This is a genomic window from Varibaculum vaginae (genome assembly GCF_900604285.1).
Lineage (GTDB): Bacteria > Actinomycetota > Actinomycetes > Actinomycetales > Actinomycetaceae > Varibaculum > Varibaculum vaginae.
The window spans coordinates 1,013,106-1,025,373 of record NZ_UWNY01000001.1 but is presented as its reverse complement, the minus strand read 5'-3'; the positions used below and the strand labels follow the sequence as shown (position 1 = coordinate 1,025,373).

At 49.9% G+C, this 12,268-nt stretch carries 10 protein-coding genes; 1 reads left to right on the top strand and 9 read right to left on the bottom strand.

Going from position 1 to position 12,268, the window contains the following annotated elements:
* Nucleotides 1-31 precede the first annotated feature (31 nt).
* The gene (locus tag EFB02_RS04350) at nucleotides 32-883 is read right to left on the bottom strand and encodes a PHP domain-containing protein (RefSeq protein ID WP_122820345.1); all 852 of its coding nucleotides are present in this window, start codon (nucleotides 881-883) and stop codon (nucleotides 32-34) included.
* 35 nt (nucleotides 884-918) lie between these two features.
* Between EFB02_RS04350 and EFB02_RS04345 the strand changes: the two genes are divergently transcribed.
* Nucleotides 919-2,508 carry an aminopeptidase P family protein gene (locus tag EFB02_RS04345; protein ID WP_122820344.1) on the top strand — a complete coding sequence of 530 codons (1,590 nt, stop codon included), beginning with the start codon at nucleotides 919-921 and terminating at the stop codon, nucleotides 2,506-2,508.
* Here the strand turns inward: EFB02_RS04345 and EFB02_RS04340 are convergent.
* The 8 genes from EFB02_RS04340 to EFB02_RS04305 all read right to left on the bottom strand — a co-directional run bounded on the left by EFB02_RS04340 (nucleotide 2,505) and on the right by EFB02_RS04305 (nucleotide 12,261).
* Nucleotides 2,505-3,275 (bottom strand): amino acid ABC transporter ATP-binding protein, encoded by a 771-nt coding sequence (locus EFB02_RS04340; protein ID WP_122820343.1) that lies wholly within the window; start codon nucleotides 3,273-3,275, stop codon nucleotides 2,505-2,507. The two genes, EFB02_RS04345 and EFB02_RS04340, sit on opposite strands and share 4 nt — an antisense overlap.
* A gap of 5 nt (nucleotides 3,276-3,280) precedes the next feature.
* Nucleotides 3,281-3,934 carry an amino acid ABC transporter permease gene (locus EFB02_RS04335; RefSeq protein WP_122820342.1) on the bottom strand — a complete coding sequence of 218 codons (654 nt, stop codon included), beginning with the start codon at nucleotides 3,932-3,934 and terminating at the stop codon, nucleotides 3,281-3,283.
* Nucleotides 3,935-3,979: 45 nt separating this feature from the next.
* Nucleotides 3,980-4,786 (bottom strand): amino acid ABC transporter substrate-binding protein, encoded by an 807-nt coding sequence (locus tag EFB02_RS04330; protein ID WP_122820341.1) that lies wholly within the window; start codon nucleotides 4,784-4,786, stop codon nucleotides 3,980-3,982.
* A gap of 192 nt (nucleotides 4,787-4,978) precedes the next feature.
* On the bottom strand, nucleotides 4,979-6,751 hold the full coding sequence (locus EFB02_RS04325) for a dipeptide ABC transporter ATP-binding protein (protein WP_122820661.1): 1,773 nt from the start codon (nucleotides 6,749-6,751) through the stop codon (nucleotides 4,979-4,981).
* A gap of 92 nt (nucleotides 6,752-6,843) precedes the next feature.
* Nucleotides 6,844-7,791 carry an ABC transporter permease gene (locus EFB02_RS04320; protein WP_122820340.1) on the bottom strand — a complete coding sequence of 316 codons (948 nt, stop codon included), beginning with the start codon at nucleotides 7,789-7,791 and terminating at the stop codon, nucleotides 6,844-6,846.
* A complete protein-coding gene (locus EFB02_RS04315) occupies nucleotides 7,784-8,710 on the bottom strand; it encodes an ABC transporter permease (RefSeq protein WP_122820339.1) in 927 nt (308 codons plus the stop codon). The genes EFB02_RS04320 and EFB02_RS04315 overlap by 8 nt, the downstream gene beginning before the upstream one ends.
* 145 nt (nucleotides 8,711-8,855) lie before the next feature.
* Nucleotides 8,856-10,514 carry a peptide ABC transporter substrate-binding protein gene (locus EFB02_RS04310; RefSeq protein ID WP_122820338.1) on the bottom strand — a complete coding sequence of 553 codons (1,659 nt, stop codon included), beginning with the start codon at nucleotides 10,512-10,514 and terminating at the stop codon, nucleotides 8,856-8,858.
* Nucleotides 10,515-10,746: 232 nt separating this feature from the next.
* Nucleotides 10,747-12,261: an amino acid permease gene (locus tag EFB02_RS04305; protein ID WP_438947134.1), complete on the bottom strand. Its 1,515-nt coding sequence runs from the start codon at nucleotides 12,259-12,261 to the stop codon at nucleotides 10,747-10,749.
* Nucleotides 12,262-12,268 lie beyond the last annotated feature (7 nt).

Sequence of the window (12,268 nt, the reverse complement as noted above, 5' to 3'; positions counted from 1 at the left end):
TAAAGAGAGCAACCCCTCCCTCCTCCCCAGCCTAAGGACAGACCAGCTCGCCCGCTCCCCTTCTGCAGATTTCCGCAAATACTTCCGGATCCGTGAGGCATTGCCCCAGTTGATTAGGCTTGCCGCTGCCGTGATAATCCGAAGATCCGGTAAGAGCCAATCCCAGAAGTTTCGCTATTTCCTTAACCTCTGCCCGTTCAATCGGATTTTGTTCCGGGTGGAAAGCCTCCAGGGCAAATAGTCCCGCCTCTTTTAGCTGGGTAATAGTGTCTACCGATAAGAACCGGTGCTGCCGACCACCGGCTCGGGGATGAGCCAGAATCGGGACTCCCCCCGCTTTTACTACCTGTTCGACCGCGTAGATAGTATCAGGAGCCTGATAGTGCACATAGTATTTACTGGAAGTAGCTAGTACCTGCTCAAAAGCGGCGGAGCGATTCGAGAAATACCCCGCCTTAACCAAAAGGTCAGCAACGTGCGGCCGCCCTATGGGGCTCGAACCCGCCTGCTCGGAAACTGCCTGATAAGAAATATCGAAATCTGCGGATAACCGCTCCACCATTTGCCGCATCCGCTGCTGCCGCGCTTGCACCGTTTTTTCAAATAATTCCGGCAGTACTGGGCTTTTAGAATCCGGTAAATACGCCAGCAGATGAGCGGTGATTCCCTGATGAGAAGTAGAAATCTCTACCCCGGGTACCAAAGTAACCCCACATTCCGGAACCATTTTACTGGCAGTAGCTATCCCCGCGAAGGTGTCATGATCCGTAAGAGCAATCACATCCAGGCCAGTTCGCGCAGCTTCAAGCATCAACTCTGCAGGGGAATCAGTACCGTCTGAACAGGAAGAATGAGTATGTAAATCGATTCGCGCCGCCTCCATAGGACTATTTTAGGCCATCGTGGCATGATGGATACATGGAAGAAAACTTGGCAGCAGCAGAAGAACAACCCTTAAAAGACCGGGTAAATAACCGTTCTCGCCGCATTGGCAGTCCCGCGTTTCGCGAGTTCATTGGCAGCGGCTGGGGGGAACGCAAGGATCCCGCACCTATTCCCAGCCCTTCGCGGGACTTCTTGGCTGCTCGCTATCAAAAATTAGGAGCTCAGTTCCGAGGGGAACGTTTGGTGATTCCGGCTGGAAACTACAAGGTGCGCTCCAATGACTGTGACTATCGTTTCCGAGCTCACTCCGCATTCGCCCATTTAACCGGGCTAGGTGGAGAGCTAGAACCCGACGCTGTCCTAGTCCTGGAACCGCTTACCGATAAAGAGGGCATCCCCTTAGAAAACCTCCCCGAAAATAAGGGTGCAGCCACTCACCGTGGGATCGTATTTTTCCGTCCCCAGGCTCCGCGCAGCAGCGAAGAATTTTATGCCGACTCCACCTATGGCGAGTTTTGGGTAGGGCCGCGGATGACGCTTTCTCAAATGGAGGCAGTGACTGGCCTGGAGGCGCGCCCGCTCGACACCCTCCCCGATCAACTGGCTAAAGATGCAGGTCTAGTACAGTTGCGAGTAATTCGTGAAGTCGACACTTCCCTACAGGCAGCGGTAGAAACAGTGTGTCGGGAAGCTGGATTACCCACTGGAGAGAAAGCGCGAAGTCTGGATGAAAAACTCGAAGAAGCTGCCTCCGTATTACGCTTACAAAAGGATGCAGCCGAGGTTAAGGAACTAGAACACGCGATTGCGGTTACTAAATCAGGCTTTGAAGCAATGATTCGGGCACTGCCGCGCGCAACCCAGCACCGCCGCGGCGAACGGGTGATTGAGGGAGCATTTCAGGCTAGAGCCCGTGAAGAAGGTAACGGCCTAGGATACGACACCATAGCTGCTTCCGGCAATCACGCTAATACTTTGCATTGGATTGACAATGATGGCCCGGTGCGCGACGGCGACCTGATTTTAATCGATGCTGGAGTGGAGGCTGATTCTCTCTATACCGCAGATATCACCCGTACCTTGCCGGTAAACGGCAAGTTCAACCCGGTACAGGCCAAAGTTTATAACGCGGTACTCGATGCCTGTGAAGCCGGATTGAAGCAGGCAAACCAACCGGGATGTAGGTTCAAAGATGTGCATGACGCGGCAGTTGCAGCCCTAGTTAAACATCTAGATGCCTGGGGGGTGCTACCAGTTAGCGCCGAACAAACCCTGTCGGCAGATGGCGGCGAATACCGCCGCTGGATGCCTCACGGGGTATCCCACCACTTAGGTTTAGACGTCCACGATTGCGCCTTAGCCGCTCGCGATATGTATATGGACGCCCCGCTGGAGCCAGGCATGTGTTTCACCATTGAGCCAGGTCTTTATTTCCACCAAGATGATCAGCTATTACCCGAAGAACTCCGAGGTATTGGGGTTAGAATCGAGGACGATGTACTAGTGGAAGCCGACGGCAGCGTACGCCGCTTGTCAGAAGATATCCCCCGCAAAATTGAAGAGGTAGAAACCTGGATGGCAAGCCTCAGAAATAATCCCACCGCAGAGGATAAAGATTATTAATCTGCAGAGGAAGTTTGCCCGCGTAGTTTATTAAGGAACTGGCGGGTACGCTCCTGAGAAGGGTTGCAGATTAACTGCTTGGCATCCCCGGATTCCAGTACGACTCCGTTATCAATAAAGAGGGCGCGATCAGCTACCTCGGCAGCGAAATCCATTTCGTGAGTCACAATTACCATGGTCATCTCTTCGGCTGCCAAGGAGCGAATAATTTGCAGGATTTCTCCGGTTAGCTCGGGATCTAAAGCCGAGGTAGGCTCATCGAAATACAGCATTTTGGGCTTAAGCGCCAGCGCCCGAGCGATTGCTACCCTTTGTTGTTGTCCACCTGATAACTCTGCCGGGTAGGCCTGCCCTTTATCACCTAGGTTCATCCTTTTCAGCAGCTGCAGTGCTGTTTCCTGAGCTTCTTCCGGGCTTTTTCCCTGTACCTTAATCGGAGCATCAGTGAGATTTCGCAGCACTGTCCAATGGGGAAACAAGTTAAAGTCTTGGAAAACCAAGCCAAAGTCGCGCCGAAACTCACGCTCGTCGCAAGAGGACAGCTTAATTCCCCCCTCTTTCTTTAAAGCCTGCCGGCCAAAATAGCAGATTTCTCCGCTGTCCATCTGTTCTAGGAATGTACAGCAGCGCAAAAGGGTGGATTTTCCAGAACCTGAAGGGCCAAGAATTGCCAGTACTTCACCGGTATTGACAGTAAGGGATACTCCTTTCAACACTTGGTTAGTGCCAAAACTTTTTTCCATCCCGGTAATACGTAGCGCTTCCATATCCCTCACCTAATCTTGTAACTTCCCATGCGTTTTTCAATCCGTTCCATCACTACTGCTACTACTAGGTTAAACACCCAGTAGAAGATTCCAGCGGCCACGAAGGGAAGCATCGAAGCACTGGCAGATGCCTGTTGCTTTGCGATTGTAAACATCTCTGCGTACGCAATAGCAAAAGCCAGAGAAGTATCTTTTACCAGTGTAATTACCTCGTTTGTAATTGAAGGTAAAACCGTACGGAACATTTGTGGCAACTTGATAGTTAAGAAAGTGCGTGCCGGGGAATAGCCAAGTACAAATGCCGCCTCGGTTTGTCCCACTGGGATCGCCTGAAAACCTCCGCGGTATATTTCCGCAAAATAGGCGGCATAGTTAATCGCGAAAGCCATAATCACCGCACTAAACCGATAGGCTGCCCCTATTTGCATTCCGAAAAGGAAGAAGGGGCCGAAATATACCACCAGCAATTGCAGCATTAAGGGGGTGCCCCGCATAACCGAGATATAAAACTGGATAAACCAGGCTAGCGGCTTAAAGCGACTCACCCGCCCCCCGTAGACCACCAGTCCCAGAGGGAGAGATAAAACCAGGGTTAGCGCGAAGATTATGAAGGTTTGTAGCATACCACCGGCTAGTTCCGGCAAAAACGATAAATCCATTACCAATAGCTCCCTGCGTTAGCCTTTTATTTTTCGCGCAGCACACTACTTAGTAACAATCGATTTTTCTAATTTGTATTTCTTCGCAATCTTGAGGAAAGTACCGTCTTTCTTCATCTCATCCAAGGTCTTTTGTACCTGGTCGCGCACTGCTTGGTTACCCTTTTTAAAACCAATGCCGTACTGCTCCGTGTGGAATGGCGGATCCATAATCTCGAATTTATCTTTCCCGCGTTGAGCCAGCTGGTAATCAGCTACCCCAATATCCACTGCGACCGCGTCGGCTGCGCCTGCCTCTAGGGTCATAAACGCGTTGTTATAGTCCGGCACCTGAGTCATTTCCTTGAAGCTGGAGACCAAATCCGCGTTTCCTTTATCTTGCAGGGCGGCGAGACCGGAAGAATCTACCTGTACCAACACGGTTTTGCCTTTCAAATCCGCAGTGGTTTTAATCCCTGATCCGGCTTTAGTTACAAACACAATCGAGTTATCGATGTAGGGCTTAGAGAAAGTGTATTGTTTTTCCCGCCCGTTCATGGTGAATCCATTCCAGATGCAGTCGATGGTACCCGACTTGAGTTCCATATCTTTGGAGTCCCAATCAATAGCCCGCTTTTGCAGTTTCCAACCGTTTCGCTTAGCAACTTCGGCGGCCAGATCCAAATCGAACCCTACATACTCTCCGCTTTTATCTTTATATCCATAGGGCGGGAAGTTGGCGTCGAAGCCCACTGTGAAGTCATCGCCCTTTGCCTTGCCAGCATCATTACTACCCGAGCCTCCTGCGCATCCAGAAAGGGACAGGGCCATCACCATACCGGTTAGCATTAATAGCGTTTTCTTCAGCTTCATTTGGAATCTTTCTCTTGGATAAACCTGCAAGACACCTTGAGTTTAACAGAGAGCCTAGGAGAACCTTTTAAACGTCCATTCTCATCTCAAAGTGCAAAATAGTTTTTGCTTTGCTGGCTTTTGGATATAACTGAGCCTACGTATTTTGGAACTTCCCGGTTTTCTCCGCAGAAGCGGGGCGGGCAAAGCAGATCATTCCACCTGATATCCGGTACGTGCTTTGAGTAAATCTCCACCGGGAACGGCTTCAATTAGTTCACGAGTGTACTCTTTTTGCGGATTGGCGAAGATGTCGTCAGCTTTGCCGTATTCGACCAGTTTCCCCTGTTCCATCACCGCGATATCGTCAGCGTTTTCACGCACCACTGCTAAATCATGGGTGATGAACAAATAGGTTAATCCCAGCCGTCCTTGTAGTTCGTTAAGCAAATGTAAGATCTGATCTTGAACCAGTACATCCAACGCCGAAACTGCTTCGTCCAGCACTACCAGTTCCGGGCGTAACGCCAGGGCACGGGCAATCGCTACCCTTTGCCGTTGCCCCCCGGAAAGTTCATTCGGGAAGCGTCGCATAGCACTACGCGGCAGCGCCACCATATCCAACAGATCCGCCACGCGTTTTTCTCGCTTTGCACGATCACCCACGTGATGGGTACGAAGCGGTTCTTCGATACAGCGATACACCGAGAACATGGGATCTAGGGATCCGTAGGGATTCTGGAAAACCACCTGCATTTTGCGGCAAAGTGCAAACAACTGTCTACGACGCAAAGTCGATAGGTCGATTCCCTCGTAGTAGACCTTCCCGGAAGTGGGATCCAGAAGATTCAAAATCATATTCGCAACCGTAGATTTGCCAGATCCCGACTCCCCTACCAGTGCCAAAGTCGAGCCTCGACGAACCGCGAAAGAAACATCATCGACTGCACGGAAGGTCTTTTTCTTGCCCTTTTGCCCGCGAATGTCGAACTCTTTAACCAGATGCTCCACCCGGATTACCTCGTCACCCAGATGTTTCTCTAAGGGCTCTCCTAAAACATTGGTGCCCATCACCTTTTGCCTGGAATCTTTGGACGCAGCGACCGCCAGATTCACATCTGCGGAGGTACGCGAATCAATGGTGTCCGGCGCATCCTCTGTTTCTTGCGGAGAATAATTAATTTCAATCCGCTGAGAAGCTAAAGAAGGAGCCGCATTAACCAAACGTCTGGTATAAGGATGACGAGGATCATTTAAGATTTCCCGTGCCGGTCCAGATTCGACAACCCGCCCGCGATGCATTACCACCAGATGCGAGGCTCTCTCTGCAGCCAACCCCAAGTCGTGGGTAATAAACAAAGTGGAAGTGCCTAGTTCTTTGGTTTCTTTCTCCAAATGATCCAATATTCGCCGCTGCACGGTAACATCCAGGGCGCTGGTGGGCTCATCCGCAATTAAAAGTTTCGGGCTAGCTGCCAAACCAATGGCGATCAAAGCGCGCTGGCGCATCCCCCCTGAAAACTCGTGCGGATATTGCCTAGAGCGTGCCTCGGCATCCGGTAAACCCGCGTTTGCCAACGCTTTCATGGCTTGCTCGTGGATATTACCGCCCTTGGTAGCTTCGTTATATTTCAAAGCTTCTGCCACTTGAAAACCGATTTTCCAAACCGGATTCAGGTTCGACATCGGATCTTGCGGCACCATCCCAATCTGGGCTCCTCGCACCTGCTGCATCTCTTTTTCAGTCAGGTTAGTCAGTTCGCGACCATCAAACTTAATAGAGCCTCCTGCGATTTTTCCAGTACCAGGCAACAGTCCTATGATGGCCATCGCCAACGTGGATTTACCGGAACCGGACTCCCCCACAATCGCCACGGTCTGTCCCCGATAAAGGGTGAGATTAGCCTTCCGTACCGCGGGAACCACACCGGTGGTGGATTGGAAATTGACCTCTAGGTCTTTGACTTCCAATAAGGGCGAGGGCATAGCGCTATTTTCGGCGTTTTCGATGCCAAAGTCGCTAGTCTGATCCGATTCAGCTGTCATAATCTGATCTTCTTGGTTATTTTGATTCACGATTAATGTTTCCTCTGGTTCGGGTCGAGTGCGTCACGGATTACGTCTCCCATCATGATGAAGCTCAATACCGTTAGCGCCAGAGCAATAGACGGCAAGAATAAAATCATGGGAGCAGTCCGTAACTGCTGCTGGGCAGTAGAGATATCTCCGCCCCAAGAAACAATGGAAGAAGGCAACCCGATTCCCATGAAGGACAAGGTAGCTTCTGCCACGATAAAGGTTCCTAATGCCACAGTGGCATATACAATCACCGGCGCCACCGCATTCGGCAAAATATGACGCAGCAGAATCCGGATATTGGATACCCCCAAAGCGCGAGCCGCAGTTACGTATTCTTCGTTCTTAATAGCAAGCACCGCGCCGCGAGTAATTCGGGCTATCTGAGTCCAACCAAAGACCCCCAGGACGATTACCACCATCCAAATTGATCTATGCTCCTTGAACATTTGCATAATCACGATGGCTGCTAGCACCATGGGAATGGCGAAGAAGATATCCACGATCCGGGAAAGAATCGAGTCCAGGATTCCCCCGAAGTATCCTGCCAGGGAGCCAAATATTACCCCGATAATAGCGGCAGTGAGGGTAGAGAAAATCCCTACCGCAATGGAGGCACGTGCCCCGTATACGATGCGGGAATACAAATCGCACCCTTGCTTATCAAATCCAAAAATATGGCCTTTAGATGGTCCCTCAATGGAATTCTCCAGAGTACAGTAAGTGGGATCTTGCGAAGTGAACAGCTGGGGCACCATGGCCATAAGCACCGTCAGCACAATAATCACCAGGGCTACCCAGAAGAGAGGACGACGTCGTAACTGTCTCCAAGCTTCCCCCCATACTGAGGAGGGCGCCGATTCATCGGCTACCGCATCGACTGCCCCCAAGCCGGTTTCATCGACCTTGTTAACGAAATGTGTTTGTCCGGGAAGTAGTTGGTTACTCATAGCGAATCCTCGGGTCGAGTACGGCATATAACAGGTCTACTAGCAGGTTAGCGACGATATAAACCATTACCAGTACGGTGGTAATGGATACCACGGTAGCGGCTTCACCACGTAAAATAGCCTGATAAAGGGTACCGCCCACTCCGTTAATCGCAAAAATACCTTCAGTAACAATCGCTCCGGTCATTAAGGCTCCCAGGTCTCCCCCTAGGAAAGTAGCCACCGGGATTAGCGAGTTCCGCAGCACGTGATGGGTCATTACCCGAGATTCAGGGATCCCCTTTGCCCGGGCAGTTCGTACGAAATCTGCGGTAAGATTCTCCGAAACTTCTTGACGAGTTAGCCTAATAACATAAGCACAAGAAACTGCTCCCAAAACTAACGCCGGCATCAGCAAAGATTGAAAACTAACATTTGCCCCTACAGTTGTTGGAAGCCACCCCAGTTTTACCCCAAATAGGAACTGCAACAAGAAGCCAATCACGAAGGTGGGTACTGCAATCACTACCAGGGAAATTACTAGTACAGTAGAGTCAAAAATTTTACCTTTTTTGAGTCCGCTGAAAAAGCCAAAGAAAATCCCGATTACTGCCTCGAAAATAATCGCCATAAAAGCAAGTTTGATAGTTACGGGGAACGCATTGAGCATTACTTCCGTGACTTCCCTTCCAGAGAAGGTCTTCCCGAAATCTAGGGTGATAATCCCCTTTAAATAAAGCAGATATTGCATCCACAGCGGTTTATCGAGGTTGTATTCCGCACGGATTTGGGCCGCTACTGAAGGGGGAAGTCCCTTATCTCCGCCCAATGCCTGCACCGGATCGCCCGGCATGGCATAAACCATAGCGAAAATCAGCAACGTTGCCCCAAAGAATACCGGGATCATCTGTAACAGACGATGCCCTATGTATCTGAGCATAGGTCTCTCCTTGACTATAAGCTGTGTTAAACCTTATCGCGTTCAAGCGTTTTGGAAAAAACCGGAGGCGGGTAAAAGGTGTTTATTTACCTTCAAACCCGCCTCCGAAACTGCATTATTACAGTATTTTTATGTTTCGTTATCTCTAGGCATTCTTGGTGATCTGGTAGTAAACCGGTTCACTCTTCCAGTTGAAGGCAACGTTGGAGACATTGTCTTTATTCCAAACACCCACAACATTGGAGTACCACAGCGGAATAGCGGGCATATCGGTAAATAGAATCGATTGCGCTTCCGCAAATTTCTTATCCTGATCTGCGCCTACCGGCGAGTTCGAGATTTCCAGCATAAGTTGGTTGAACCGCTCGTTATTGTACTTACCATCATTAGAATTACCGTTCTTGGAGTATAGGGGCTCCAAGAAGTTACTCATGCCCGGGTAGTCAGCCTGCCAGCCAGAACGGAAAGCTCCCTTAATGGTTTCCTGGGTAATAGCATCACGCAGTCCCTTGAAGTCCGGGTAGGCTTCACCGGCTGCATCAATACCCAAATTGGTCTTGAGCTGGTTGCTGACCGCGTCTACCCAGTCTTGGTGGGAAGAGTCAGAGTTATAACCAATAGTGAACTTGCCCTCAAACTTGGAGATAGCGTCAGCTTTTGCCCACAGTTCCTTAGCCTTGGCTTTATTGAATTTCAATACCTCGTTGCCTTTAACCTGCTTTAGAACTTTCTCGTAGTTAGGCATGGCAGGGGAAGTGAAATCTTTCGCCGGCACCCGCGTCTTCTGGAAAATCTTGTCACAGATACTTTCCCGGTCAATAGCATAGGAAATCGCTTGACGCCGCAGGCGACCTTCCTCATCCATCCCGAAATGCTTTATCCGATCCGGAATAGTGAAGGACTGGAAAATAGCTACCGGCTGATTGGCATGTGAATCCGGGAAGTCCGATTGGAAGGTGTTCATAGATGTTGCTGATAAATCATCAAGTACATCTAGTTGACCCGACTGGACATCATGATAAGCAGCATCAGACTTGGCATAAATCTTGAAAGTCAATCCACCGTTCTTAGCTTCACGCGGTCCAGCGTACTTTTCGTTCTTTACCAACTCGATGGATTCGTTATGATGCCAACCCTTGTCCTTTAAGGTATAGGGACCGGGGGTAACCGTGGGGTTTTGGCCGTAGGCTTTAATATCTTTGAAGGCCACATCTGGCAACGGCGCATATGCGGAATAGCCTAGACGCAGTTCAAAGTCAGAAGTAGGCTGGTTCAAAGTTACCTGGAAGGTATAGTCATCTATCTTCTTTAACCCAGACAACTCGGGAACATCGGGAGCCTCGGCTCCTTCTTCTTCCGGACCAGCAGTAAAGCCTTTAATTACTTCAAAGAACGAGGAAGACATTTGAGCGTTCTTCGGGTTTGCACCATAGTTCCAGGCTTTGATGTAGTTATCAGCCTTAATCGGCGAGCCATCGGAGAACTTCGCGTCCTTCTTTAGCTTAATAGTCCAAACCACCTGGTCTTTAGATTCAACCGATTCGGCCAATTCGTTCTTGGCCTCTCCTGTCTTAGGTTCGTAGTAGACCAGACCGGAAAAAAGTGCGTCTAGAACACGCCCGCCACCGGTTTCATTCGTAGAAGTCGGAATCAGGGGATTTTGTGGTTCTACGGTATTTACAGTAATAATCCCTTTGGCGTCTGCCTTATCCGAGGAAGATTCACTAGCACCACCAGAGCAGCCAGCTAATCCCAGAGAAAGAGCAAGTGCAGATGCCAGGGTCAATGCGCCCCGTCGTTTCACTATTGCCTCCAAGCTTGTTGCTTACATTTGAAAGCTGATTTATCAGCAAAATCGCTTACACGATTACAGCCAATATATAGCATTTGATCTTGGATTTTTTACAAAATCCCAAGATTTTCTCGACTTGCGCTTGAGCAACCAATAACTGCTAGGATAGCTTTTCTTCAGGTTTTAAAAAACTATTTTTCGGGATTTTCTCAGCTACAACAGTCCAGCTTTTTCTTCTTAACGCCTACACATGGCGAGACAAGTCGGCTTCTTCAGGTTTAACTGCGGAGCAACGGGTAATCAGCTTATGCCCAATCCACAACGCCAAGAAGAAGATCAAACCAATATAAATCCCTAAGAAACTTAAAATAGAGAAGTCTCCATTAATCACGTCCAGAGATTGCCCCACCACCACGATGGCACACATTACCAAGGCAATAATCGGCCCGGCAGGATAGAACAGCGCCTTGTAAGGAAGTTCTTCTACTGCTTTACCCTGCGCCTTGTAAGCACGACGGAAACAATAATGCGACCAAGCGATTCCCATCCAGGTAATAAATCCAGCAAGTCCAGAAGCATTTACTAGCCACACATAGACCTGCCCCGTGCCTACCCGGGAAGTTGCGAAGCAAAGCGCCCCCACTAGCGAGGTAACAATCAGTGCCACAATCGGGACTCCATGACTAGTTAGACGCGCAAAAACCGCAGGAGCTTTCTTTTCTTTGGCCAAGGAATAAAGCATCCGAGTAGCTACGTACATACCCGAATTACCGGCAGAGAGGATGGAAGTTAAAATGACAGCATTCATAACTCCCGCCGCAACCGCAATCCCAGCGCGCTCAAAGAGCAAGGTGAAAGGAGACTTGGTTACTGCCTCGGTAAAACCTTGAGCAGTATCCGAGTCGGCGCTGGCTCCCTGGAGAAGAGCAGGATCGGTATAGGGAATCAGGAAAGAAATAACCGCGATTGCGCCAATGTAGAACAGCAAGATACGCACAAACACTGCCCGAGTGGCGCGAGGAACATTGGTCTCTGGATCTTGAGTTTCTCCAGCGGCAATCCCAATCATTTCAGTGCCTTGGAAGGAGAAACCCGCAATCATGAAGACCCCCATAATGCCCCAAAAACCATTGACAAAGGGAGCATCTCCGCGAGTGAAGTTGGTAAATCCAGGGGACTTCCCTCCCAGGATTCCTATCACCATTAACAATCCCAGCACCAGAAATACGATTACGGTTACTACTTTGATAGAGGCAAACCAAAACTCTGATTCTCCAAAACCCCGGACAGTGAAGGCGTTAAGAACAAACAGGATTATCAGAAACAACAGTGACCAGATCCAGGCCGGTACCATTGATTCTGGGAACCAGTATTGCATCACGATTGTCGCGGCTACGAGCTCCGCTGCTACCGTAATCGCCCAGTTGTACCAGTAGTTCCAGCCCTGCGCAAAACCGAAGGATTTGGAAACATAACGGGTAGCGAAGACTTCAAAAGCCCCAGAGGTAGGGCAATAGGTCGCCATCTCCCCCAGCGATTGCATCAAGAAGAACACCATGACACCAATCGCTCCGTAGGCAACCAAGGCGCCTCCCGGGCCTGCTCCGGTAATGGTGCCACCCGAGGCTACGAAGAGCCCGGTACCAATGGCTCCCCCGATGGCGATCATGTTGAGGTGACGCGCCTTTAGCTTGCGGTGAAGATGGGGGGCTTCTTCCGATTGTTGATTGTTATTTGAAGAAACCTGATTGTTGGCCACAGTAACC